This window comes from Kocuria subflava (assembly GCF_012163155.1).
Taxonomy (GTDB): domain Bacteria; phylum Actinomycetota; class Actinomycetes; order Actinomycetales; family Micrococcaceae; genus Kocuria; species Kocuria subflava.
Map to the genome: position 1 here is coordinate 44,028 of NZ_JAAVUN010000017.1, position 24,639 is coordinate 68,666.

Sequence of the window (24,639 nt, forward strand, 5' to 3'; positions counted from 1 at the left end):
CATTCGTGGGGCCTCGCGCGAGCCCCAGCCGGATCCTCCCCGCTCTGTCCTTGGACCTGAGAGATTCAACGGGAAACCTCCCGTTTGCCCCGTCGGTGACGGATCCCGCCCGCAATGGGCCGGCCCGTACTTTCCAGAGTTGCCGAGCGTCCCGGTGCGGGTGCCTGAGAGTTTCCCGGGGAGGGATTGCTCCTACGGCGCCCCACGCAGTTTCCGCGGGGTCTCTCCCGGGAACGCTCGTCGGCATGTTCGTTTATGCGGTGAGCTTAGCGTGACGTGGGTCTCTGCACCAAGGTCCGGAACACCCCGGGCCCTGGCGCGGACCCCGCGGCCGCCGGCCCCTTGGACACTGGTCCGTGCCCGCGGGTTTCAGCGGCTCCGCTCGACAGTGCGGGCCAACCGGTCGCTCATCGCACTCATGGCTGCCACCAGCTCCGGCGGCTCGAGGACCTGGGCCGGCATGGGCAGGGACACCAGCCGGAAAGCCACCCAGTCGAACTCCTCCGTGTACGTGGTCAGCACGCAGCTGTCCGGTCCGTCGGCGTCCAGCGGTCCCACATCGGCCGGGATCTGGGCGCTGGCCTCCTCCCTGGAGGCCAGGAACCGGACGCGCACCCGGGTGCTTCGCCCACCGTGGGAGACCGCTTGGCGCAGGTGCACCTGAATGTCCGGGGTGGGCCGTGGGCTGTAGCGGAACGTGGTCAGCCGCGCGGACTCGATCCGGTCCAGCCGGAACGTCCGCCAGTCATCGCGGTCCAGGTCCCATGCGAACAGGTACCAGTTGCGCCCCATCGACAGGACCCGGTACGGCTCGACGCGACGTTGCGTGGCGGCTCCGTCCCGCGCCACGTAGTCCAGCCGCAGCTGAACCTGTCCGCGCACCCCCTGGGCCAGAACCAGCAGGATCTCCAGTTGGACGGGTGGGACACCCGTGAGCACGACGTCGACGGCGGCCCCCACGGTCGCGATCTCGTCCTTGATGGATTGGTGCACCAGTTGCTCGAGGTGAGCCAGGGACCTGACCGCGACCTCGTCCAGGCCCGTGATGCCGGAGGCTGCGGCCAGACGGAGTCCGACCCCCACAGCAACGGCCTCGTCTGCTTCCAACAACAGGGGCGGGAGGCGCTGCCCGGCACCCAGCTGGTACCCGCCCCCGTGCCCCTTCTCGGACAGCACGGGATACCCCAGCTCCCTCAACCGTTCGATGTCACGCCGCAAGGAGCGCGTGGTGACACCCAGCTCATCCGCCAGGCTCTGCCCGGTCCACACGGGTCGAGCCTGCAGGAGGGTCAGCAGGCGCAAGGCTCGTCGGGTCGTGTCGCTCATGGTGTCATCATCGCCTTTTCAGAGGACGGAAAGTGACCTTTGATGGCGTGACCCTGGTGGTGTCCGGGGCGGAAGGCCCGCCCGGTTCAGCCGGAGGAGCGACACCGATGAACACGCAGATCGACCCCCTGACCGCCGTCGTCGAACAGTTCAAGATCCACTGGAACCACCAGTTGAAACAGCGGCTGGTCACGTTGACGGACGACGAATACTTCTTCGATCCCACGCACGACCGTTCAGCCTGGACCGTCCACGCGCGCGACAGCGGAGGGGCCGCCGTTCAGGGCGGATCCGGCGAGATGGTCATCGACTTCGAGTTCCCCGAACCCGATCCCACGCCGTTCACCACGATCGCCTGGCGGCTGGGCCACGTGATCGTCGGCATTCTGGCCGTCCGCAATCACGACCACCTGGGCGCGCCGGAGGCGTCCTACCTGGACTGGGAGTACGCCCCGACGGCGGCCGAGGCGATCGACCAGCTGCAGCACCAGGTGGACGTCTGGTTCAGCGGCATCCGCAGTTTCGACGCCGAGCGGCTGGCGGCCCCGTGCGAGCCTGCGGAAGGTGAATGGGCCGACCGTCCCATGCTGAGCCTGATCCTGCACATCAACCGCGAGCTGATCCACCACCTGTCAGAGGTCTCCTTGTTGCGAGATCTCTACGCCCACACCCGCTAATTTCTGCCTCCGAGCACTGAAACTTTGTCAGCAATCCACGAACAGGAGCAGTCATGCCGTTCTTCACCCGCCAAGTCACCACCGAAACTGACGCGCTGGCCGCGTACGCGGCACAACAGATCCACCAGCTCGCCACCACTCTGATCGGGCTGGATGACGAACAGATCCGGGCCACTCCCACGGCCAGCGAGATGAGCCTTGCGTCCCTGGCCAGGCACTGTCTCTACGTGGGCAACGACGGATTGTTGGCCACCGCTGTCGACCCCTCACGGGCTGAGACACACGGCACGGGCGACATCTCCGCGGGGGAACCGTTGGCCGCAGGGATCCGCCCGGAGGACACGTCGGAGAGCCTGATCGAGGCGCTCGAGGACATGGCCCAATGGGCCGAAGACCTGGTCCCCACGCTGGACATGGACGCCCGGGTCGAGAAGCCGGATGCCCCTTGGTACCCGCAGGACCTCGAGTCCTGGCCGATGCGCTGGGTCGTTCTGCACTACGTCGAGGAATACGCCCGTCACGCGGGCCACGCGGACATCATCCGGCAGTCAATCGACGGCAAGACAGCCTACGAACTCAATGCACTGGCCGATGGCGAACCGTGGCCGCCCGAGGACTGGGGCAAGAACTGGGACGAATGGGTCGAGAACCAGAACCGCGACTGAGATCTGGAACCCCGGCCCGTCATCTTCGCCCACACGGGTTCCGCGACGGTTGCGTGGGTCACACTTGTTGACAACGCAACCGTCGTGCCGGGGCGCCGGCCTCAGGACGGCGGTTCCGCGCGGAGGAGCGACCACCTCAAGGTCGCCGCCGGAACACTTCAAGGGAGAAGAACTATGCAGGTCACCGCAGCCGTCGCCACCGCCCCCAAAGAACCACTGACGATCCAGGACCTCGACCTCGACGAGCCCCGCCCGGACGAAGTGCGCGTGCGCATGGTGGCCACCGGGGTCTGTCACACGGACGCGATCGTCCGCGACCAGTGGTATCCCACTCCCCTGCCCGCCGTCCTTGGTCACGAAGGGGCCGGCGTCGTCGATGCCGTGGGAGCAGCGGTTACCAACGTCTCCCCCGGCGACAAAGTCGTCCTGAGCTTCGACAGTTGCGGCTCGTGCCGCCTGTGCCTCACGGGTCACCCGGCGTACTGCGAGCAGTTCTACTCCCACAATTTCGCGGGCAGGCGCGGGGACGACTCCTCGGCGCTGTCAAAGGACGGCCAGGTCCTCTCGTCCCATTTCTTCGGACAGTCCTCGTTCTCCACCTACGCCAACGTTGCCGCCCGCAGTGTCGTGAAGGTGGACGACGACGCCCCGCTGGAGATCCTGGGGCCGTTGGGGTGCGGCATCCAGACGGGGGCCGGTGCAGTCCTGAATGTGCTGCAACCGCGACCGGGCTCCTCCGTCGTCGTCTTCGGCGCAGGCGCTGTGGGGCTGTCGGCCGTCATGGCCGCCAAGATCCGCAACGCCACCACCATCGTCTGCGTGGAGATCGTCCAGGAGCGGTTGGACCTGGCGCTCTCCTTGGGGGCCACCCACACCGTCAACGGGCGCGACGGCGACCAGATCCAGCAGATCAAGGACATCACCGGCGGTGGCGCCGACTACGTCCTGGACACCACGGGTGTGGCCGCGGTGTTCCGCACCATGACGGACTGCATGGGCATCCTGGGGCACGCCGCGCTGGTTGGCGCCAGCGCATTGGGCACAGAATCCACCATCGACATCGGCACCCAGATGCTCTCCGGACAGAAAATTTCCATGGTGATCGAAGGCGATTCAACACCACAGGTGTTCATCCCCGAGCTGATCCAGCTGCACAGGGCAGGACTGGTCCCCTTCGACCAGCTGATCCGGACCTACACGTTGCAGGAGATCAACCAGGCCTTCGACGACAGTCACTCCGGGGATACCCTCAAACCGGTCGTTGTCTTCCGAACGAGAGGTACAAGGAAGTCATCATGTCCCTCACGGAACAACTCGGTTTGGACATCCCACTGGTCGCAGCCCCCATGGCGGGTGGGCCCTCCACCCCGGAGCTGGTGATTGCGGCTGCTGAGGCCGGTGGCCTGGGGTTCCTGGCTGCCGGGTACAAAACTCCGCAGCAGTTGGCTGACCAGATCAGCACCGTGCGAGCAGCCACGTCCACTTTCGGCGTGAACCTGTTTGTGCCCAACACCTTCCACCCGGATCCGGACCAGTTCAGGTCCTACGTGGAATCACTGGCCCCCGTTGCCACAGAACTGGGAGTGGAACTGGCCACGGAACCACGGGATGACGACGACGCTTGGGAGGCCAAGGTGGAGCTCCTGGTCAAGGACCCCGTCCCGGTGGTGAGCTTCACCTTTGGCCTGGCCCCGGCTGATGTGGTGGGCCGGCTCAAGACCGCCGGTTCCCTGACTGTCCAGACGGTCACCACCCTGGCTGAGGCACACCAAGCTCGTGAGTGCGGCGTGGATGCCTTGGCCGTCCAGGGGTCTACTGCCGGTGGGCATTCGGCAACGGTTACTCCGCAGGAACCCATCGCCCAGGTCCCCCTTCCGGAGCTGGTGCGCACCATTGCCGGAGAGGTTGAACTCCCGATCTTTGCCGCCGGTGGGATCAGCACCCCGGAGGCCCTCCAGGAGGTCCTGGCTGCTGGTGCGGCAGCCGCGGTGGTGGGGACTGTGCTGCTGCGCTGCCCAGAAGCCGGGACCTCGGCACCACACCGCGCCGCGCTGGCCGATTCGCAACGGACGGAGACCGTGATGACCCGCGCCTTCTCCGGCAGACCGGCCCGGGCCTTGCGCAACCAGTTCACAGACCGGTATACGGAGAGTGCTCCCCTGGCCTTCCCTGCCGTTCATCACCTGACCGCACCGCTGCGCAAAGCTGCCACCGCTGCAGGCCAACCCGAGTACATCAACCTGTGGGCCGGTACGGGCTTCCGTAACGCCTCAGCGGCCCCTGCTGCAGAAATCCTCCGGCACCTGACGGGTCACTGATGCCTTGAACAACAACGACGACGGCGGGTCACCTCCCACAGGAAGGTGACCCGCCGTCGTCGTTGCCGTGAGGAACTAGCTCGCCAGCAAAAGCGTCACGCGGTGACGGAAGTCCCGGCCGAGCCGAGGTCCTGGCATGCCTGGACCACGCGGGCGGCCATGCCGGTCTCAGCGGAAGCGCCCCAGACGCGGGGGTCGTAGAGCTTCTTGTTGCCGATTTCGCCGTCAATCTTCAGCACGCCGTCGTAGTGGGAGAGCATGTGACCGGCCACGGGGCGGGTGAAGGCGTACTGGGTGTCCGTGTCCACGTTCATCTTGATGACACCGTAGGAAACGGCGTCAGCGATCTCCTGCTCGGTGGAGCCGGAGCCGCCGTGGAAGACCAGGTCGAACGGACGGTCCTTGCCGTACTTGGCGCCGACCTCGTCCTGGATCTGCTTGAGCAGCTCCGGACGCAGCTTGACGTTGCCCGGCTTGTAGACGCCGTGCACGTTGCCGAAGGTCAGAGCCGTGATGTAACGGCCCTTCTCGCCCAGGCCCAGTGCCTCAACGGTCTTGATGCCGTCTTCCGTGGTGGTGTAGAGGGTGTCGTTGATCTCGCCGACCACGCCGTCCTCTTCACCGCCAACCGCACCGATCTCAACTTCCAGCACGATCTTGGCCTTGCCGGTGCGCTCAATCAGCTCGGCGCCGATCTTGAGGTTCTCATCCAGGTCAATGGCGGAGCCGTCCCACATGTGGGACTGGAAGATGGGGTCCTCGCCGCGGGCCACAGCGGCCTCGGACTCGGCCAGCAGCGGCAGCACGAAGCCTTCCAGCTTGTCCTGGGGGCAGTGGTCAGTGTGCAGGGCAATGTTGACGTCGTAGTTCTTGGCCACCTCGCGGGCGAAAGCAGCCATGGCCAGGGATCCACGGACCATGTCCTTGACGGAGGAGCCGGACCAGTAGGCAGCGCCACCGGTGGAAGCCTGGATGATGCCGTCAGAGCCGGCCTCAGCAAAACCACGGATGGCTGCGTTCAGGGTCTGGGAGGAGGTGACGTTGATCGCCGGGTAGGCGAAACCCTTCTCCTTGGCCCGGTCGAGCATCTCGTTGTAGACCTCAGGGGTTGCGATGGGCATGCTGGCTCCTTCTTCGTCGAGTGCCTTGGGCTGCCACCGGCCACGTGTGCACGGCGGCACTGCTGCCCAGTCTACTGGCCCGTTGTGGGCAACGTCAGGGTGATGCCATCAGGTGCCGTGAGGTCCTGACTCGTGAGATCACCGGTTGCTGCTGAGATGACCCCCAACTGGGTGTCATCTCAGCAGCAAGTGGTGATCTCAGCGGTGGAGACGACGTCAGCCCCGGCGCAGGACCAACCCGTGGTGGGCATGCAGCACGTGTTTTCGTGCCACAGGCTCACCGGAGGCGTCCACCATGCCGCGGGGAACCTTGATCTTGCGGCGCATCCGCCGATCCTTGGCCAGGTTGGCGGCGGCAAAACCGTGTTTGAACTCCCGCGTCCAGGTGTCCCCCACCTGTTGCGGCGGCCCCAACGGGGAGCCCAGCTGGAAGTCCAGCTCCGGCACGTACTGCAGCTGGGAGTAGTCATCATGGCCCGTTGCCGAATAGGCCCCGGAACCATCACCGAAGATCCAGAAGGCGGCCAGTCCGTACAGAAAATTGGGGTGGTCATCCGAACCGTGGGTGGGCACCCGCAGGATGGAAATGCCCGGCCCGGCGGCCTGCCCGAGTTGCTGATGTGCCGTGTAGGGCTCGAACAGCTCATCAGGATTCCAGCCCAGCCACACCTCCTCGAACCCGCCACCCCACTGCGCGTGAGTGTCCCACCGGCCGGGTTCGCGCCGCGATTCCGCAATGTTGGGGACCAGGATCTTGCCCCGCTCCCGTAACGCAGCCCCCGCGGCAGCCACCAACTCACCCAGCGCCGCCCGCAATTCAGACATGGAATCCAACCCGGTCAGAGGAAGGTTCAGCCCGTAATAGTCGTCAAAGACGTCGTTGTCCGCCATGACCCCGTCAAACGGCGAATCAGCCAGTTCGGCAGACACGTTGGCCACCCACCGTTGCCGGTAGGCCGGGTCCCAGACCCGCATCTGCCAGTGCCGCGGGTAACGCTCCCACTCAATGCGGCTGCCGTCCAGGCGAGTGGCGAACCAGTCCCCACCCTCCCGTTCGGCCTCCGTAGAACTGACTCCGGAGGTGAACACCGGACCAGGTTCGTAATCCCTGGTGGAGGACAGGCACTTGTAACAGAGCACCGTCATGTCCGGGCGTCGGCGTTTGAGCTCGGCGGCGGCCTCCACTTCCCAGGGCTGCAGAATCGCAGCCCGGTAGTGCTCCACCGCAAAGTCGATCTCATGCGCCTGAATCGGGTCTTTGTACCGGATCCACGCCCCCACCCCACTCATGAATCACTCCTCACGCACGGTGCCGGGGCGACCCCGGGCGTGCGTGCTCAGCATCCAGCTCCAGCCACTGGTCTCCTTCATGGATGGGCTCGACCTCAGGCATGGAGGCGGCAGCCTTGCGTGCCTGCTCCACACCGGTGGCGGTCGTGGACTCCACCTGATCCGGGGAGACCACCATGAGGGACTCCGTGATCGGATCCATGCGGCGGTGGGCCACCTCGGAGGCGCCCTCGTAGCGCACGTTGCGCTCACCGGCGGTGTCACCGAGCATGCGGTAGAGCTGGTTGTAGTTGGCCATGACCTCGTGCAGCTGGAAGAAGTTCTGCACGCGCTCGCGGGAGTTGACCGAATAGGTCTTGTAGAGCTCCGGGTTGGAAACCACGCGGTGGATGCCTTCAGCCATCATCTGGATGTCACCGGCCACCACCAGTTCACCGCAGGCCTCATACACGCGGCCATCACCGGTGGTGAGGTCATCGTGGATCAGCTGCTTCATGCCGCCAACGTCCGTGCCCACGGTGGGGATGCCCGCGGCCATGGCCTCCAGGACCACGATCGGCTGCCCCTCGTTGTAGGACGGCAGCACCAACAGGTCGTACTCGTGCAGGTGTTCGCGGACGTTCACGGTGCCGTGAATGGTGACCATGTCCTCCAGCTGCAACGCAGCGATCTTCTCCACGCAGGCCTGGTGGTACCCGGGATCGTGTTCGGTGGGGCCCAGCACGTTCAGGTGCACGTTGGGGTAGCCCATCTCCCGCAGCATGGCCATGGATTCCAGAAGATCCAGCAGTCCCTTGATGGGCACCAGACGCGCAATGTAAACCAGGCTCCAGCGGTGCTCCTTGGGGTTGGCAAAGATCGACTCCATGGCCTCCGCCCGGGCACGGTAGGGACGGTCGAACTCCTCGATCACCATGCCGTTGGGAACCACCACGGACTTGTCCACGTCCGTGCCCAGGGAGGCGGCCTCCGCAATGGCGGACGGGTACAAGTAGGTGATGACCTGCGCGGACGGGTAGCAGAAGTGGCCCATTTCCGTCCACCATGCCATCCAGGCCCGCTCCTCCGCGGTGACGTCGAACTCCCTGTAGTCGTGGGAGGTCAGCGGCAAGGCCATGTTGCGCCCCAGCAGGGTGTTCACGGTGTCACGCACGTAGAGGTTGTGCTCGGTCAGCAGGAAGGAGGTGTCGTGCTCACGGGCGGCCGCAGCAGACATCAGGGATGCGTACCCGGTGGTGTGCGCGTGGTAGACCTTGGCCCGCGGCATGGTCTCCGCCAGCACGGCGTGCCCCAGGGAGAAGAAGTTGCGCAGCGTCCAGAAAGCCTCGGACAGGGACAGCCCCAGCTCCGGCAGGTGCCGGCCCACGCCCATCATGAATTCACGCGATCCCAGCAGGGCCCACAGCGGGTACCGGCGGGTGGATTCCAGGACACCCTCGTCCAGCAACTCCCACAGGGCATCCACTTCACGCTTGGACGGATCCTGGTTGGCCAGGACCTTCAGCGCATTGAAGAGTCGGTCGGTCAGCTCACGACGCTCCCGCGAGGTCATGTTCAGGTCCGCCACACGGGCTGAGCTGAAGTCGTGGCGATGCTCCTCCATGGACAGGTAGACCATGCGCACCCACTTGACGTTGCCCGGCATGCCGTAGAGATCCTCGTGCGGCGCCTTGGAATCCCACGCGATGTGAATGATGCCGAACTCCACGTCCGGGTTCTCCACCACGATGTCATGCACCACCGCAGACACCCCACCCTTGAGGTAGGGGTAGGTGGACTCCATCACGATGGCGACGTCCACCTCCGGGTAGTCACCGTTGTAGGCGATCTGCGCAGCGTTGAGTTCGGTGCTGGTCTGGCTGGTCTTCTTGAACTGCTGGGTGAACTTGTCCAGGAACTTCATGATGCAATCCGTTTCAGAGTCAAAACTTCTTGGGGGTTCGCCAACCTCAGCCCTGCACAGGGGAGGTGAGGCGGGAAGGTGAGCGGGGCGTCGTCGTCGTGGGATTGCATGAACACCCACGACGACGAACGGGGCTCACCACGTGACGGCGTGACGCCAGAAGAGCGTGTACTCCGGCTGGGACCAGGCGCGCTTGTAGAGCCACCAGGCCACGGCCACCAGGGCCAGGTCACCGGTGACGATGATCAAGTAGGCGCCCACGCTCGGCACCAGGGCGAATGCTGCGATCATCACGATCAGGTGCGCGGCGGCCAGCCACTGGGAGAGGTGACGTTCGCCGATGTAGTCCAGCTCGTAGCTGAGCATGGTGAGCATCATGAAGGCCCAGGAGGCCAGCGCGATCCCCACGGCCAGACCGGCCTGTTCCGGGACCAGAACCTCAAGGACCAACGAGCAGGCCAGGGTGAGCAACATGCCCAGGGCGCCGGTTCGCAGCACGGAGCGGTCAATCACACGGGAGAGTTCGGCGGAGGTGTTGACCAGGTCCTTGATGGGCTCACCCTGGATGGCGGTGTGCAAGCCACGGATGTTGTTGTCCACCGCCGGAGCCAGGTTCACAAAGTAGAAGTTGTAAGCCAGCACGGCCGGCAGCATGGCCATGAAGACCACAATCACCTGGAACTGACCGTCCGTGACCATGAACAGGATGAACTTGTCCCCCCACAGAACGGAACCCAGCAGCAGGCCGCGCAGCAGATCCTTGGCCACATCACGGTGCGGGAGGCGGATCAGTGCGGTGACGTGACGCAGGTGGCCCCGGATGAAGAACAGCTGGGTCAGCGTGGCAGCAACGGGTGGCAGCCAGACCCAGGTGGGAGCCACGGCCAGCGCTGCGGCGTAGGCGATCCAGGCAACGGCCCAGTGGCCCCGGCGCTCACCGATGTTGGCGATCACCAAGGACTGGACAAACACCAGGTGCAGCACGCACAGCAGGGCGTAGAGCCCCATGGCCTGCGCGGACCAACCGCTGACCAGCCACAACGGCAGGGCAAACACGGCCACCAAGGGTAGGGCCTGGACCAGCATGGGCACCCAGCCCTGAACAAAGCGGGGGACGATCTGGGACATGTCCTTGTCGCCCATGAGCTGCGCCAGACCGCGATAAGCCGGCATGCAAGCAGCCTGAGCCAACCACGGGGTGGTGATGGAGCTGGCCAGCACAATGTAGGTCAGGGTCACTCCCCCGACTTCCTGGTTGTTGATGGCCGGGGTGACCAGGGGGAACACCAGGTTCAACAGAACCAGCGGGGAGAGGTAGAGGGCCAAGGCAATGCCCTGCCCCAAGGTGCCGCGGGTGTCAGTGCTACCCGTGACGGCGGCGTTGAGCCGCTTGTTCGGCATGAGCAACACGGTGATCACACCGATCACCACGCCGGCCACGATCAACAGACCGCTTTCAGTGGCGGGCACAACCCTCACCAGCGCTGGCACAGCCAGTGTTGCCACCAGCGCGGCGGCAATCACGAACGCTCGACGGCGACTGTAGGTGTCTTGCAAGACGGCAGCAAAAGAGCCCATCAACTCATCTCCCCAATGAATCGTCGGAGGCGCTCCGAAAGTTCCCCAACCCGGCCCCCCGGCCGGATGCGGACTTGGCTGCGGATCAGAAACCGCGTGCCTGGATACGCCCGAACTTGATGGTTTCAGTCTGCTTCCGGGCGTTCACAAATGCACTAGTTGGGCAATGTGATTCAGGTCTAAATCTCTACTGACCGGTAACCGCGGGGGTGTTCCGGCAGGTCACAAGCTCTTCTGTCGGTACTTGGTGGGCAAGGTCACGGTGCACAGCCTGGGTTGGGCCACGGCAACCGTGCAACATGACGGCATGTTGGAGCCACTGCCCCCGAGATCACCGTTTGCTGCTGAGATGACACACAACTGCAGGCGCTCTCAGCAGTAACCGGTGATCTCAGACTGTGGGTCTCTGTCCGAACACGTGGCGGCGGATCCACGCGTGCATGGTCACGGCCGCTGCGGCACCGGCGTTGATCGAGCGGGTGGAGCCGAACTGGCTGATTTCCAGCACCGCATCAGCGTGCTCTGTGACCTCGGCAGAGAGCCCAGGGCCCTCCTGGCCGAACACCAGCACACACTTCTCCGGGATCTCAAAAGTCTCGATCGGAACCGAGCCCTCCACGTTGTCCACGGCCAGCACGGTGAACCCCTCACCCCGGGCCCAGTCCAGGAACTGCGCCACAGAAGCGTGGTGGTGAACGCTCAAATACCGGTCCGTGACCATGGCACCCCGCCGATTCCAACGACGACGGCCCACCACGTGCACCCCGCCCGCATTGAACGCGTTGGCGGTACGGACCACCGAGCCGATGTTGAAATCGTGCTCCCAGTTCTCAATGGCCACGTGGAAGGCATGCCTGCGCGAATCCAGCTCGGCAACGATTGCCTCCAGGCGCCAGTACCGGAACTCGTCTTCCACGTTGCGGCGGTCGCCGTCGCGCAGAAGCTCCGGATCCCAGTGGTTGCCCTCCGGCAAGGGCCCCTCCCAGGGACCAACCCCCACCTCCGGGCGCTCGGTCGACGCACCAGGATCTGCCACCGGCTCAGTCAAGACCGAGTTCGTCCTTGCCGTAGGCGTACAGGCAGGGCACTCCCGCGGTTTCCTCGATGCGTTCCTTGGCCCCGGTGGCGCGGTCCACGATGATGGCCACGGCCACCACGTTGGCACCGGCCTTCTTCAAGGCCTCAACAGCAGTCAGCGCAGATCCGCCGGTGGTTGAGGTGTCCTCGACCACCACCACGTTGCGCCCCTCAACAGCCGGGCCTTCCACCTGGCGTCCCATGCCGTAGGACTTCTGCGCCTTGCGCACCACAAAGGTGTCCACGGCGCGCCCCTGGTCTCCGGCGGTACGCATGATGGCGTGGCCCACGGGATCAGCCCCCATGGTCAGCCCGCCTGCGGCGTCAAAATTCACACCGGCCTCATCCAGCATGCCCAGCATGACCTGACCCACCAGCCGGGAGGCTTCATGGTGGAGGGTCACACGGCGCAGATCCACGTAGTAGTCAGCCTCGATCCCGGAAGCCAACGTGACCTTGCCGCGGACCACGGCCAGTTCCACAATCAGTTCACGCAACCGCTCACGGGCGGCGGCCAGGTCAGGGGCGTTCAGCTGGGTGCTCATGGGCACCATCCTATGTGGGCCACCTCATGCAAAGGCGCTGTGGCCCGTGAGCTCCCGACCCAGGATCAGGGCCTGAACAGATTCCGTGCCCTCATAGGTGTGAATGGCCTCCACGTCCAGAAGGTGGCGGATCACGTGGTTCTCCAACAACATGCCGTTGCCCGCCAGCATGTCCCGGGCAATGGTTGCGATCCGCCGGGCGGCCCGCGTGTTGTGAAACTTGACCAGGGAAGCCTGCTGGGGACGCAAGGTGCCCGCAGCTTGCAGTTCTGTGGCCCGTGCACACTGCAGCTGCATGTTGGTCAACTCCTCCAGCATCTGCACCAGACGTTCTTGGACCATCTGCTTGGTGGCCAGCGGCTGCCCGAACTGGGTGCGACGCTTGGAGTAGTTCAAGGCCGCATCAAACATGGCCAGTCCGTGGCCCAGCGCGGACCATCCCACGCTCAGGCGGGTTTCGGACAGGACCTTGGAGACGTCTTTGAATGACGTGACACCGGGTAACTGCGCATCAGCAGGCACCCTGACGTTCTCCAGGGTGATGTCCGCCTGGTGGATGGCCCGGATGCCGCCCTTGCCGGCGATGGGCACACCTGTGTACCCCGGGGTCTCCTGGTCCACAATGAAGCCCTTGACCTGGTTGTCCTCCGGGTTCCTTGCCCACACGATGGTGATGCCACCGGAGGCGCCGTTGCCGATCCATCGCTTGTGCCCGTTGATCACCCACTCCTCCCCGTCGCGCACCGCGGTGGTTTCCAGGGACACGGAGTCGGAGCCGTGATCCGGCTCCGTCAGCGCAAAAGAGCCCAGCACCTCTGCTGTGGCGATGGGCAACAGCCACTTCTCCCGTTGTTGCTCACTGGCAAAAAACGCCAGCGAGCGCAGCACCAGTCCACCTTGGACTGCTGCGGCGGCTCCCATGGAGCCATCCGCCCGGGAGATCTCCATGGTCACCAAACCTGCTGCCAGCGGGGACATCGGTTCCAGGCCCGGGATGTCCAGGCCGTCGGTCAGCAGCCTCAGCTCACCCATCCGTTTGACCAGATGCAATGGGTATTCGGCCTTGTCCCAGGCCTGACCGATCACCGGAATGATTTCCTCCGCGTACTGCTTGGCCCGGTCCCAGTGGGCGCGGTCATCTGCATCAACGTCACTGAATACGTCCAGAAAATCAGTGCCCAGGTATTCACCCAGTCGGTAGTCCTGCGGTGCACCCACAGTGGTCTCCTTCTCCTGCGGGGTTCCCCGCGGCGTCGTCGTTGGTGGTGTGGTCCTGTGTTCAGCGCGGGGGCATCCGCAGCGCACCGTCCATGCGGATGGTTTCGCCGTTGAGGTAGTCGTGCTCCACGATCATCTGCACCAGCTGCGCGTATTCCTCCGGTCTTGCCAGGCGCTTGGGGAACTGGACGTTGGCTTCCAGTTCGCTCCGGAACTCCGGGGTGATCCCGGCCATCATGGGGGTCTCCACGATGCCGGGGGCAATGGTGCACACCCGGATCCCCACCCCTGCCAGATCCCTGGCGGCAGCAATGGTCATGGAGTGCACCCCACCTTTGGAGGCCGCGTAAGCCGCCTGCCCCACTTGGCCTTCAAAGGCCGCAACGGAGGCGGTGTTCGCGACGACGCCGCGCGCCCCGCCCTCCAGGGGAACGTTGTGCGCCATGACCGCCGCAGCGCGTGCCAGAACGGTGAAGGTGCCGATCAGATTGACCTCTATCACGGTGCGGAACAGACCCAGGTCATGTGGGCCCTTTTTGCCCACGATCCGCGCCACCGGGGCAATGCCTGCGCAGTTGACCACGGTCCGCACAGGGGCCAGCGCCTGGGCGGTTTCCACAGCGGCATCAACGGCGGCTCCGTCCGTGACGTCGGCAGCCACCAGGGTCACGCCATCAGGAACAGAACCAGCTTGTTGCGCCCTGGTGATGCCGGAGTCCAGGTCCACGCCCACCACGTGCACTCCTTGGGCGGCCAGTGAGGCTGCCACAGCAGACCCCAAGCCGGAGGCCGCACCGGTCACCAGCGCACTTGAGTTGGAAAGATCCACGGTTTCTCCTTGGTTTTCAGATCCCGCCGAGCAGTGGGTTGTGCCGCTCATCAGCGCTGATGGGCGGCACAACCCACTGCTCGGCGGAGGCGTGAGGTTCAGACGAAAGCGGATTGCCCTGTGATGGCGCGTCCCACAATCAATGAGTTGATTTCGTAGGTGCCTTCATAGGTGTAGAGGATTTCAACATCGTTGAAGACTTTGGAGATCTCGTAATCGCGTAGCACTCCGTTGCCACCCATCAACCCCCTGGCCACGGACACGGCCTCCCGTGCGGAGGACGTGGTGGTGGCCTTGGCCAACGCGGCGTGGACCATCTGGAACCCGCCGTCCTCCTGCAGCTGGACCAGGCGAACCATCAGTGCCATGGAGGTTGAAAGCCCGGCCATCATCCGGGACAGAGCATCCTGGACCAGTTGGAATTTGGCCAATGGGCGGTCGAACTGCTTGCGTTCCAAAGCATAGTCCCGAGCGATTTCAAAGGCCGCCATTTGCGCGCCGACCCCCTGCCACCCCACCCAGGCGCGGGAGTCACGCAGTTTCACGTTGGCGGCATCGAACCCCTCGCCACCGGGCATCAAGTTCTCCCCCGGAATGCGCACGCCGTTCAAACTGATGTCTGCGTTCTGCATGATGCGCAGGCCCATTTTGCGTTCGATCTTGGTGGCGGTGAATCCCGGGCGGTCGGTCTCCACCAGGAACGCCTTGGCCTGCCCGTCGGCTGCGTCCCGCGCCCAGACGATCGCAAAGTCCGCGAAGGTTCCGGCCCCGATCCACCGCTTGGCCCCGGTGATGACCCATTCGTCTCCGTCACGCTGGGCGGTGGTCTCCAGTCCACCGGCAATGTCCGATCCGTGCTCCGGTTCCGTCAAGGCAAAACAGCCCACGGCCTCAAAGTTCTTCAGCTTCTCCAACCAACGATCCTTCTGCTGATCGGAGCTGAGTTCATGAACCAAACCCAGAATGAGCTCGTTGTGAATGCCCACCAGGGCGCTCAGGGAGATGTCCGCACGCGCAACCTCCGCGTACACCAGCCCGATGAACAGCCGGCTGTGACCGGAGAGCACCAGATTTCCCAGGCCCGCCCTGGCCAGGACAGGCAACAGGTGGAAGGGGAATTCCTCCCTGTCCCAAAACTCCCCCACGGCCGGACGGATCTCACGGGAGAGGATTTCGCGGATGGAATGGAGTTTGTTGCGTTCGTCGTCGTCCAGGAGGTGTTCGACGTGGAAGAGGTCCACCTCCGGGTGGGCAATGCCCACCTGACGCTCAACCACGGGAGATTCGCCGCGCATGACCGGGGGCATGGGAACTCGCTTTCTGATCACCTGGCTCTGAAGCGTGCCTGTGGGCGCGGCTGGTCAGAGCGGTGGGGAGTCAAGAGTGGTTAGTGATCCAGCTCACCTGTACGATAACGGCATGAATCGTACTGTGCAATGGGTCAACTTCACTCCGGGATCCGGCCCGTGACGCTCACCCAACGGCAACAAGAGGTTTTCGGCCACCTCCGCACCATGTTCCTGGCGGAGGGTTTTGCGCACTTCACCATCGACGCCGCCGCAGCTCGGCTGCAGTGCTCAAAGTCCACGATCTATGCGCTGGGCCGCACCCGCGAGGAGTTGATTCGTGCGGTTCTGGTGCACTTCTTCAAGGGCGTCACTGCGGTGACCAATGCTGCACTGGCCCAGCCCGGCTCCGTAAGTCAGCGCCTGATAGCATACCTGGAGACCATGGCGCGGGCCCTGGAACCGGCCTCCGCGCAGTTCATGCGGGATGTTGCCACCTCCCCCAGCGCATCCCAGGTTTATGCCACCAACACCAAAGCCGCCACGGCCAAACTGCGCGAACTGTTGGATCAGGGTGTGACCACGGGAGAGTTCCGCCCCGCGCCCACTGCTTTGGTGGCGGAAATCATCGCCTCCGCCATGGACAGCATCCAGCAGCGCACGATTCAGCACGGATCCGGTGATGCGTCGTCGTACAAGGCACTGGGCGAGTTGATAGTGAACGGAGTGGCCACACCCGCACACCTTGTCAACTAATAGGAAGTCCAAATAGTCTGCCTGTGACTCCGATCACAACTTTTGCTGACCAGGCGTGTTCCACCCTGGGGCAACCGAACGGGAGCAGGACGCCATGACATCCGAGGCCACTTCCACCACTGAAGGCAATTCCGTCACGGAGCGTTTTCGCGCGGCACGCGACCAACTCTTGAGCTTGCGCACAGACCTCAATGGCGCCCACCGTGATTTTGAATGGCCCCGTTTCAGCCACTTCAACTTTGCCTACGACTGGTTCGATCAGATTGCAGCCGGTCCACGTGGCGAGCAGGAGGCCCTGGTCCTGGTGGAGCAGGACGGCTCCTCCACTCGGCGTACCTACAAACAACTCTCCGAACGATCCTCCCAGGTGGCAGCGTGGCTGGAGAGCATCGGTGTCAAGCGCGGGGACCACGTGCTGCTCATGCTGGGCAACCAGGTGGAGCTGTGGGAAGCCATGCTGGCTTGCACCAAGTTGGCTGCGCGCCTGATTCCCACCACCGTGATGCTCGGGCCATCCGATCTTGCCGATCGCATTGAACGCGGCCGCGCCTCCTGGGTGATCACCACCGCCGTGCAGGCCCCCAAGTTCAACGCCGTCCCCGGGGATTTCTCCGTCATCACCATCGGTGAGGCCACCGGCGAGCGCGTGCCCGGTCACGACGGCGAACACCAGCACCCCGAGCACGACTGGGCTGATTCCTTCGGTGCACCCGCAGACTTCAGCCTGTCGGAGCCAACCGCTGCGGATGAAACCCTGCTGCTGTACTTCACCTCCGGGACCACCTCCAAGGCCAAGTTGGTGGAGCACACCCACACCTCCTACCCCGTGGGGCATCTCTCCACCATGTACTGGATCGGCCTGGAACCGGGAGACGTACACCTGAACGTGGCCTCCCCGGGGTGGGCCAAACACGCCTGGTCCAACTTCTTTGCACCGTTCATTGCCGAGGCCACGGTGTTCCTCTACAACTACGGACGCTTTGACCCCAAAGCCCTCATGCAGCAAATGGACAAGGAGGGTGTCACCAGCTTCTGCGCGCCTCCCACGGTGTGGCGCATGCTGATCCAGGCTGATCTGACGCAGCTGAAGACCCCGCCACAGAAGGTGGTTGCCGCTGGTGAACCGCTGAACCCTGAGGTCATCGCCAAGGTGCAGCGGGCGTGGGGCACCCAGATCCGGGATGGGTTCGGCCAGACCGAATCCTCCCTGCAGATTGCCAACACTCCTGGACAGCCGGTCATCCCCGGAGCCATGGGCAGGGCTTTGCCGGGTTACGACGTCGTGCTGATTGATCAGGTGACCGGGCAGGAATCTGCCACGGAAGGGGAGCTGTGCCTGCGCCTGGACCCGCGGCCCGTGGGGCTCACCCCCGGTTACTGGGGAGACGAAGCCAAGACCGCTGAAGCGTTCCGGGACGGGCTGTACCACACGGGCGACGTCGTGAGCAGGGCCGATGACGGCGTGATCACCTACGTGGGGCGTGCGGACGATGTGTTCAAGGCTTCCGACTACCGCCTCTCCCCGTTTGAACTGGAGTCCGTGGTGATTGAGCACCAGGCCGTGGCTGAAGTTGCCGTGGTGCCCTCACCTGACCCCATTCGCCTGGCGGTCCCCAAGGCGTACGTTGCCCTGGCCAACGGGTACGAACCCACGGAGGAGACCGCCCGCAGTATCCTCCAGCACTGCCGCGACGGCTTGGCGCCCTACAAGCGCATCCGGCGCCTGGAGTTCTTTGAACTGCCCAAGACCGTTTCCGGCAAGATCCGCCGCGTGGAGTTGCGCAAGCGCGAAGGCGAAATTCACGACGACGCCGGTACCCCCACCGGCGGGCAGGAGTACTCGGACGTGGACCTGCTGCAGAACACCAATGACTGAAGCGGCAGGCAGCACCGGCGACCCCATAGACCAGGCACGGCGGAACTGGGAGCAGCGGGGCTGGAGCGCAGCGGCACCGGGGATGGCCACCGTCACGGCCATCTTCCGCACCCAGCAGATCCTACTGACCCGCATTGACCAGGCACTGCGCCCGCATGGGCTGACGTTCTCCCGGTACGAGCTGTTGGCGCTCCTGCAGTTCACCCGCTCCGGTGCCCTGCCCATGAGCAAAGCCAGCGCCCGCCTGCAGGTCCACCCCACCTCCGTGACCAACACGGTGGACCGCCTGGAGGCAGCCAGGTTGGTCCGCCGCGTGGCCGACCCCGCCGACGGCCGCGGCCGCCTGGTGGAAATCACCGACGCCGGCCGGGAGCTGGTCACTGCGGCAACACCAGGTCTCAATGCGGTGTTCGAAGACGTTGGCATGCCACCCGAGGACCTGGAGGCCATCTACCGGGCACTCAAAACGTTTAGGCAGGCCACAGGGGATTTTGAGGCGTGAGAGCTGTGGCACGATACACATCATGTGCCTCGGCCAGCACCTGACCACGAATAGAGTCGTGGACGGCCCTTCTGGCGACCACATGAACTGGACTGCCAAAAGTAGCGTCAGCTCCTCAGCGACGGACTCGATCGCCCATCCCAAGCGGGACAGCCGGCACCATGAGGTCACGTCCTCGAGGCTTCCTCACCCAGTCGGAGGGGATGCTGGTGGTGTGCATCAAGTATTGGTGCACACCACCAGCATCTCCTGAAAAATGGGTCAGATGGCCGCGATTGCCACAGGAAGCACAAGACTTCCGAATATGGCCAGAACAATCGCGATGAGGGAATTAAAGGGAGTTTTCCGATCCCATTGCAGACCCAGATACAGGCCGGATAAACCAGCGGCGATGAAAATTCCAGCGACGACAGCGTAAATATCGAATCCCGACAAGTCGCGATATACGCTTACGCCGGTGAACATCACACCAGCACCAATCATCAGAACGGCCACGGATACTAAATTGTACCCCTTGATCGCACTCTTCTTGTGGTTAAGTTGATTCATGGCAAATCTCCGTCAACGATTATCAGCAGGCCGCCAAGCTGCCGCCCGTAAGGATTGCAGTCGTCACAACACCCCCAGCGGCCGCAACAGCCGCTGCAGGAGGAGCCACAGCGGTTACGCCCGCCGCAGCCCAGAGAACGGTATTGGCCATACCAACTCCTGCGAACATGTAATCACAGGTGTTCGCGCTAGCCGTCGCCATGGGCGCCCCGACCTGACTCCCTGGCGCCCTGCCGAGCTCCTCTTGCACTTCAGCCATGGTGGTCTCCCCAATGAGAGATGAACCAGCAAACAGCTGAATATCGTTCGTCACCTGATCCCATACGATGCGAACTTCAGTGCCATCTGCGGGAACCACTGTCTCCGTCACCACGGCGTCATTTACTTCGCTACTGGAAACCGAAGTCTCCGATGCATTCACATCTGCATTGGCGGGCGTCACTCCGCCCAAAATTCCAAGCGACATGACAGCAAGCGTAGACACAACAATTGACTTCTTGGACATGTTCATCATTCTTCCTTTCGTCCCGCACCTTTGCGGTGATTGGCTGTGAACAATATCGGCCATAACCACGATGCCCTCCCGATTGCAACGCACAGTTATCCATTTGACACAACACCCCATGGTCATCAACGCGAGTGATCCACAACCGCAGAACACAACTTAAAGGATGCTCGGCGCGCAGGCCGTTGTCGATGCCGGTGGGGGGCATCCGACCATCCGTGAGCACCAAGTCGGGCGGATCCAGCTGGGGGAGGAGTCGGCTGCTGCACTCTGTGAGTTGGGGCATCAGCCGTTAATACCGCCACCCGGTGTCTGACGTTGGTCAACACCGCCTGGATGCCAGCGCCAATCAGGGCGACCTCTCCCGCCATCGTGATTCCCATGGGGTGACTTCGTTGGTGGAAGCTGCCGGACCGGTCAGTCTTGTGGACGACTGGTTGTAGGGGCCACCAGGACCGCGGTGGTACGCGTTTGGCCCGCATCGTCACCTGATACGGGCCAAACGCGTACCAACGCGGCAAGAGCCACCTCAGCGGTGCTTGAACTCTGCCTTCCGCTTTTCCGCGAAAGCGCTCATCCCTTCCTTCTGGTCCTCCGTGGCAAAGGCCGCGTGGAAGACCCTGCGCTCAAAGAGCACTCCCTGGTCCAGCGTGGTCTCAAAAGCGGCGTTGACCGCCTCCTTGGCGGCCAGGGAGGCCACCAGCGAGCGCGTGGAAATGGTCTCCGCCACCTCAAAGGCCTTGTCAGCCAGCTCATCCGCGGCAACCACGCGGGAGACCAGGCCCGAGCGCTCGGCTTCTGCGGCATCCATGCGGCGCCCGGTCAGGATCATGTCCATGGCCTTGGCCTTGCCCACGGCACGGGTCAGGCGCTGGGAACCACCCATGCCCGGCAGCACTCCCAGGTCGATCTCCGGCTGCCCGAACTGGGCTGTGTCGGCGGCAATCAGGACATCGCACATCATGGCCAGTTCGCACCCACCGCCCAGTGCGTACCCGGAGACAGCGGCAATGGTGGGGGTGCGCACGCGGGTGAAGTTGTCCCAGTGGGCGAACCAGTCGGCCAGATACATCTCCGAATAGGCCTGGGAGGACATCTCCTTGATGTCAGCACCGGCCGCAAAAGCCTTTTCCGAGCCACTGAGCAGAATGGCGCCGATCCCCGGTTCCCGGTCGAAAGCACGAGCTGCAGCCACCACCTCCTCCATGGTTTGAGAGTTCAAGGCGTTCAACGCCTTGGGCCGGTTCAAGGTGATGAGTCCCACGCGACCGCGGGTCTCCACCACGATGTTTTGGTAGGAAGAATCAGTGGACTGGTCAGTCATGTTCACGCCTCCTCAGCGCCGTCGTTCTCAGATGCTGCACCGGAGGCCTCACGGATGGTGTTGATGACCCCGGAGAAGTCGGTTCGGGCTCCGCCGTCGTCCGCAAAAGACCGGTAGATCTCCGCGGCCAACGGGCCCATCCGGGCCGCGGTGCCCGTGGTTGCGATGGCCTCCACAGCCAGCCCCAGGTCCTTGGCCATGAGCGCACCCATGAACCCGGGCTGGTAGTCGCGGTTGGCCGGGGAGGTCGGCACGGGGCCGGGCACCGGGCAGTTGGTGGTCAGCGCCCAGCACTGCCCGGAGGAATGTGCGGCGACGTCGTACAGCGCCTGGTGCGTCAACCCCAGGCGCTCACCGAGCACGAAGGCCTCGGAGACCGCGATCATGGAGACGCCCAGGATCATGTTGTTGCACACCTTGGCCGCCTGACCGGCACCGGATGCGCCGCAGTGGACCACGTTCTTGCCCATGATCTCCAACAGGGGGCGGGCATCCGCGGCTTCGGCGTCGTCCGCGCCCACCATGAACGTCAGGGTCCCGGCCTCCGCACCCACGGTCCCCCCGGACACCGGCGCATCCACGGGACGATGACCGGCAGCCCGGGCCAGCTCAGCAGCTTGGCGGGCATCGTGGACGTCAATGGTGGAGCAGTCCACGAACAACGTTGCGGGCCGTGCCGCAGCCAGCAGCCCGCCTTGGTAGGCGTCAATCAGGTGAGCCCCGCTGGGCAGCATGGTGATCACGACGTCGGCCTGGGCCACCGCCGCTTCACCGCTTTCGGCGGCCTCCACTCCCCTGGCTGCACCAGCCTCCAGTGCGGCTGGAAAGAGGTCGTACCCGAGCACGCGGTACCCCGCAGCCACCAGGTTGCCGGCCATGGGGCCACCCATGTTGCCCAAGCCGATGAAGGCCACGGTCTTGACTGCGTCAATGGTGGTCACGACTGGTCCCCTGCCGGCATGTGGAAGCTGGACCGTGCATTCTGGGCCGAGCTGGTGACGGTTTTGTTGGCCATGGACCAGCGGGAGGTCACGGTCTTGGTCTTGGTGTAGAACCGGAAGGCGTCCGGGCCGTGCTGGTTCAGATCCCCGAATCCGGAAGCCTTCCAGCCGCCGAAGGTGTAGAAGCCGATCGGCACGGGGATGGGCACGTTGATGCCCACCATGCCAACGTCCACGCGGGAGGCGAAGTCCCGGGCAGCGTCCCCGTCCTGGGTGAAGATGCTGACACCGTTGCCGTATTCGTGATCGGTGGGCAACGCCAGGGCTTCCTGGTAGTCGGCGGCACGCACCACACACAGCACGGGGCCGAAGATCTCTTCCCGGTAGATCCGCATGTCACGGGTGACTCGGTCGAACAGGGACGGGCCGATGAAGTACCCGCCTTCGTGACCGTCCACGCTCAGCCCGCGTCCGTCCACCACCAGATCAGCACCTTCCTCCACCCCGATCCCGATGTAGGTAGTCACCCGATCCAAGGCGTCCTGACCCACCAGGGGGCCGTAATCGGCGTCGTCGTCGAAGGAGTGGGAGACCTTCAGGCCCCGGGTGCGTTCGGTGAGCTTTTCCACCAGGGCATCCGCAGTCTCCTCCCCCACAGGAACGGCCACGGAGATGGCCATGCAGCGCTCCCCGGCGGAACCGTAAGCCGCGCCGATCAGCGCATCAGCCACCTGGTCCAGGTTGGCGTCCGGCATGACGATCATGTGGTTCTTGGCTCCGCCAAAGTACTGGGCACGTTTGCCGTTGTGTGCGCAGCGTTCGTAGATGGCCTGGGCGATCGGGGTGGAGCCCACAAAACCGACCGCCTTGATGCGGGGATCGTCAATGATGGCGTCCACCGCCTCCTTGTCCCCGTTGACCACGTTGAAAATCCCGTCCGGCAATCCGGCCTCGGTCCACAGTTCGGCCAGTTTCAGCGGCACGGAGGGGTCACGCTCGGAGGGCTTGAGCACAAAGGCGTTGCCGGCCGCGATGGCCGGGCCGCACTTCCACAGCGGAATCATGGCGGGAAAGTTGAACGGGGTGATCCCGGCAACCACACCCAGCGGCTGACGCATGGAGTAGGTGTCGATCCCAGCGCCCACAGAATCGGAGAACTCACCCTTGAGCAGGTGCGGGGCACCCATGGCGAACTCGATCACGTCCAGACCGCGCCGAATGTCCCCTTCCGCATCAGGGAGCGTCTTGCCGTGCTCGGAGGAGAGCAGGCGAGCGATCTCCGCCATGTCCCGCTCCACCAGCTCCAGGAACTTCCCCAGGATTCTGGCTCGCTTGGCCGGGCTGGTGGCAGCCCAGGCGGGTTGGGCCCGCTGGGCGTCGTCGATGACTGCCGCCACTTCCTGCGCCGTTGCCATCGGGAGCTTGGCCTGAACCTCACCGGTGCTCGGGTTGTAGACATCTGCAAAACGCCCGGAGGTCCCTTCCAAAGGTGCCCCGCTGCGGTAGTGAGTCAGTGTCCGGGTCATCAAGCCGCTCCTGAGTGTGTGGGTCACGCGCCACCTGCACCGTTGCGAATGTGGCCTGGGGCACACCTTAGTTGGACTTCCTACTATTTGGAAGAGTGGGGCCGGGAGAGCTCAACGACGACAGCGGGGGTGCGGCGGCCCACACGCAGGCACTGGCGGAAATCACACACCCATCAGGCAGTTCAGTGAGTGGTCGTCGTCTGCTGATATAGGACCAGACGAGGTGTGCCATTCTCCAGAACATAGGTACTGCTCATGAGTGCCTCGAAAGGCGCCTCATCTCCGCGATGGGCGACGGCGCGATAGACGATCGCGCTTGAATCAACACCCACCGAGACCACCTGTGCATCATTGATCTCATACCGATCCCATGCCGGTGCGTCGTTCAAAGACGCGACGACGGCTTCGCGATTCATGACAACACCATTGACCAGGACCATCAGGGCACCCTCAGTCATCAGGTCACCGTAGAACGACCCACCAGTACCGTTGCACAACGACCGCCAGCCCTTCTCCTCGAGCTCGACAAGGGTGGCCAGCGTCAACTTGTCCATGTCCCCAACCCTACCGGCACCCACACAGGTTGCCCGTGCCTTTCGAGGCACATTCGCAGTACGGAAGTTCGGAAAACAGTAGGGTAGATGCCCTGAAAACAGTAGCGTCCGGGGCAGGACCAGGCAGACCACTAAGCCAGTTCGCCACGCCACCTGGAAACATCGATCTCCAGCCAGGCACTCCACAGCAAGCCAGATCAGATGACCTGCCCTACGGTTAGGTTTCCACTCTTGGTCGCTAGCTTCCGATGGTGGTGAGTGCCCGCGGGGTGC

Annotated in this window: 23 protein-coding genes and 2 riboswitches; of the genes, 7 read left to right on the forward strand and 16 right to left on the reverse strand. The window is 64.1% G+C overall.

All coding sequences use genetic code 11. The annotated features are described in order from the left end of the window. Nucleotides 1-34 precede the first annotated feature (34 nt). A riboswitch (glycine riboswitch) is annotated at nt 35-142 on the reverse strand. After that, nucleotides 143-241, reverse strand: a riboswitch (glycine riboswitch). It abuts the riboswitch before it with no gap. 128 nt (nt 242-369) lie between these two features. Continuing rightward, nucleotides 370-1,326: a helix-turn-helix transcriptional regulator gene (locus GTW58_RS09410; protein ID WP_119933127.1), complete on the reverse strand. Its 957-nt coding sequence runs from the start codon at nt 1,324-1,326 to the stop codon at nt 370-372. A gap of 107 nt (nt 1,327-1,433) precedes the next feature. Here GTW58_RS09410 and GTW58_RS09415 point away from each other — a divergent pair, with 107 nt between their 5' ends. The 4 genes from GTW58_RS09415 to GTW58_RS09430 all read left to right on the forward strand — a co-directional run bounded on the left by GTW58_RS09415 (nt 1,434) and on the right by GTW58_RS09430 (nt 4,986). Further along, entirely contained in the window at nt 1,434-2,003 is a 570-nt protein-coding gene (locus GTW58_RS09415) for a DinB family protein (protein ID WP_119933150.1), read from the forward strand. A gap of 53 nt (nt 2,004-2,056) precedes the next feature. Continuing rightward, the gene (locus tag GTW58_RS09420; RefSeq protein ID WP_119933128.1) at nt 2,057-2,668 is read left to right on the forward strand and encodes a mycothiol transferase; all 612 of its coding nucleotides are present in this window, start codon (nt 2,057-2,059) and stop codon (nt 2,666-2,668) included. Nucleotides 2,669-2,842: 174 nt separating this feature from the next. Further along, nucleotides 2,843-4,048 (forward strand): NAD(P)-dependent alcohol dehydrogenase, encoded by a 1,206-nt coding sequence (locus tag GTW58_RS09425; protein ID WP_119933129.1) that lies wholly within the window; start codon nt 2,843-2,845, stop codon nt 4,046-4,048. Next, nucleotides 3,964-4,986 (forward strand): NAD(P)H-dependent flavin oxidoreductase, encoded by a 1,023-nt coding sequence (locus tag GTW58_RS09430; protein ID WP_119933130.1) that lies wholly within the window; start codon nt 3,964-3,966, stop codon nt 4,984-4,986. Before GTW58_RS09425 ends, GTW58_RS09430 begins: the two co-directional genes overlap by 85 nt. Nucleotides 4,987-5,081: 95 nt before the next feature. On the opposite strand, the gene fbaA is transcribed toward GTW58_RS09430, so the two are convergent. The 9 genes from fbaA to GTW58_RS09475 form a co-directional block, all read right to left on the reverse strand. After that, nucleotides 5,082-6,107, reverse strand: a complete 1,026-nt coding sequence (fbaA, locus tag GTW58_RS09435; RefSeq protein ID WP_119933131.1) for a class II fructose-bisphosphate aldolase — start codon at nt 6,105-6,107, stop codon at nt 5,082-5,084. A gap of 216 nt (nt 6,108-6,323) precedes the next feature. Further along, nucleotides 6,324-7,397 (reverse strand): putative glycoside hydrolase, encoded by a 1,074-nt coding sequence (locus GTW58_RS09440; protein ID WP_047692769.1) that lies wholly within the window; start codon nt 7,395-7,397, stop codon nt 6,324-6,326. 10 nt (nt 7,398-7,407) lie between these two features. Next, nucleotides 7,408-9,300, reverse strand: coding sequence for a GT4 family glycosyltransferase PelF (pelF, locus tag GTW58_RS09445; protein ID WP_119933132.1), 1,893 nt, complete (start codon nt 9,298-9,300; stop codon nt 7,408-7,410). A gap of 135 nt (nt 9,301-9,435) precedes the next feature. Continuing rightward, entirely contained in the window at nt 9,436-10,878 is a 1,443-nt protein-coding gene (locus tag GTW58_RS09450; protein WP_119933133.1) for a hypothetical protein, read from the reverse strand. A 391-nt stretch (nt 10,879-11,269) separates the two neighbouring features. Further along, the gene (locus GTW58_RS09455) at nt 11,270-11,926 is read right to left on the reverse strand and encodes a TrmH family RNA methyltransferase (RefSeq protein WP_119933134.1); all 657 of its coding nucleotides are present in this window, start codon (nt 11,924-11,926) and stop codon (nt 11,270-11,272) included. After that, nucleotides 11,919-12,500, reverse strand: a complete 582-nt coding sequence (gene pyrE / locus GTW58_RS09460; RefSeq protein ID WP_119933151.1) for an orotate phosphoribosyltransferase — start codon at nt 12,498-12,500, stop codon at nt 11,919-11,921. The genes GTW58_RS09455 and pyrE overlap by 8 nt, the downstream gene beginning before the upstream one ends. Nucleotides 12,501-12,524: 24 nt before the next feature. Continuing rightward, a complete protein-coding gene (locus tag GTW58_RS09465; protein WP_119933135.1) occupies nt 12,525-13,718 on the reverse strand; it encodes an acyl-CoA dehydrogenase family protein in 1,194 nt (397 codons plus the stop codon). A 61-nt stretch (nt 13,719-13,779) separates the two neighbouring features. After that, nucleotides 13,780-14,547: an SDR family NAD(P)-dependent oxidoreductase gene (locus GTW58_RS09470; protein WP_119933136.1), complete on the reverse strand. Its 768-nt coding sequence runs from the start codon at nt 14,545-14,547 to the stop codon at nt 13,780-13,782. A gap of 98 nt (nt 14,548-14,645) precedes the next feature. Next, the gene (locus GTW58_RS09475; RefSeq protein WP_232818054.1) at nt 14,646-15,842 is read right to left on the reverse strand and encodes an acyl-CoA dehydrogenase family protein; all 1,197 of its coding nucleotides are present in this window, start codon (nt 15,840-15,842) and stop codon (nt 14,646-14,648) included. Nucleotides 15,843-16,013: 171 nt separating this feature from the next. On the opposite strand from GTW58_RS09475, the gene GTW58_RS09480 reads away from it, so the two are divergent. The 3 genes from GTW58_RS09480 (at nt 16,014) to GTW58_RS09490 (ending at nt 18,967) form a co-directional block, all read left to right on the forward strand. Further along, nucleotides 16,014-16,589: a TetR/AcrR family transcriptional regulator gene (locus tag GTW58_RS09480; RefSeq protein ID WP_157980500.1), complete on the forward strand. Its 576-nt coding sequence runs from the start codon at nt 16,014-16,016 to the stop codon at nt 16,587-16,589. A gap of 94 nt (nt 16,590-16,683) precedes the next feature. Continuing rightward, a complete protein-coding gene (locus tag GTW58_RS09485) occupies nt 16,684-18,465 on the forward strand; it encodes an AMP-binding protein (RefSeq protein WP_119933139.1) in 1,782 nt (593 codons plus the stop codon). Further along, entirely contained in the window at nt 18,458-18,967 is a 510-nt protein-coding gene (locus GTW58_RS09490) for a MarR family winged helix-turn-helix transcriptional regulator (protein WP_119933140.1), read from the forward strand. The genes GTW58_RS09485 and GTW58_RS09490 overlap by 8 nt, the downstream gene beginning before the upstream one ends. A 261-nt stretch (nt 18,968-19,228) precedes the next feature. Here GTW58_RS09490 and GTW58_RS09495 read toward each other — a convergent pair whose 3' ends face one another. The 6 genes from GTW58_RS09495 to GTW58_RS09520 all read right to left on the reverse strand — a co-directional run bounded on the left by GTW58_RS09495 (nt 19,229) and on the right by GTW58_RS09520 (nt 24,366). Then, nucleotides 19,229-19,516, reverse strand: a complete 288-nt coding sequence (locus tag GTW58_RS09495) for a hypothetical protein (RefSeq protein WP_119933141.1) — start codon at nt 19,514-19,516, stop codon at nt 19,229-19,231. Nucleotides 19,517-19,538: 22 nt separating this feature from the next. Next, a complete protein-coding gene (locus GTW58_RS09500) occupies nt 19,539-20,021 on the reverse strand; it encodes a hypothetical protein (protein WP_157980501.1) in 483 nt (160 codons plus the stop codon). A 529-nt stretch (nt 20,022-20,550) separates the two neighbouring features. After that, nucleotides 20,551-21,345 carry an enoyl-CoA hydratase gene (locus tag GTW58_RS09505; RefSeq protein WP_119933143.1) on the reverse strand — a complete coding sequence of 265 codons (795 nt, stop codon included), beginning with the start codon at nt 21,343-21,345 and terminating at the stop codon, nt 20,551-20,553. 2 nt (nt 21,346-21,347) lie between these two features. Then, entirely contained in the window at nt 21,348-22,277 is a 930-nt protein-coding gene (gene mmsB / locus GTW58_RS09510; protein WP_119933152.1) for a 3-hydroxyisobutyrate dehydrogenase, read from the reverse strand. A gap of 5 nt (nt 22,278-22,282) precedes the next feature. Continuing rightward, the gene (locus GTW58_RS09515) at nt 22,283-23,812 is read right to left on the reverse strand and encodes a CoA-acylating methylmalonate-semialdehyde dehydrogenase (RefSeq protein WP_119933144.1); all 1,530 of its coding nucleotides are present in this window, start codon (nt 23,810-23,812) and stop codon (nt 22,283-22,285) included. A gap of 182 nt (nt 23,813-23,994) precedes the next feature. Then, nucleotides 23,995-24,366: a DUF4440 domain-containing protein gene (locus GTW58_RS09520; RefSeq protein ID WP_119933153.1), complete on the reverse strand. Its 372-nt coding sequence runs from the start codon at nt 24,364-24,366 to the stop codon at nt 23,995-23,997. Nucleotides 24,367-24,639 lie beyond the last annotated feature (273 nt).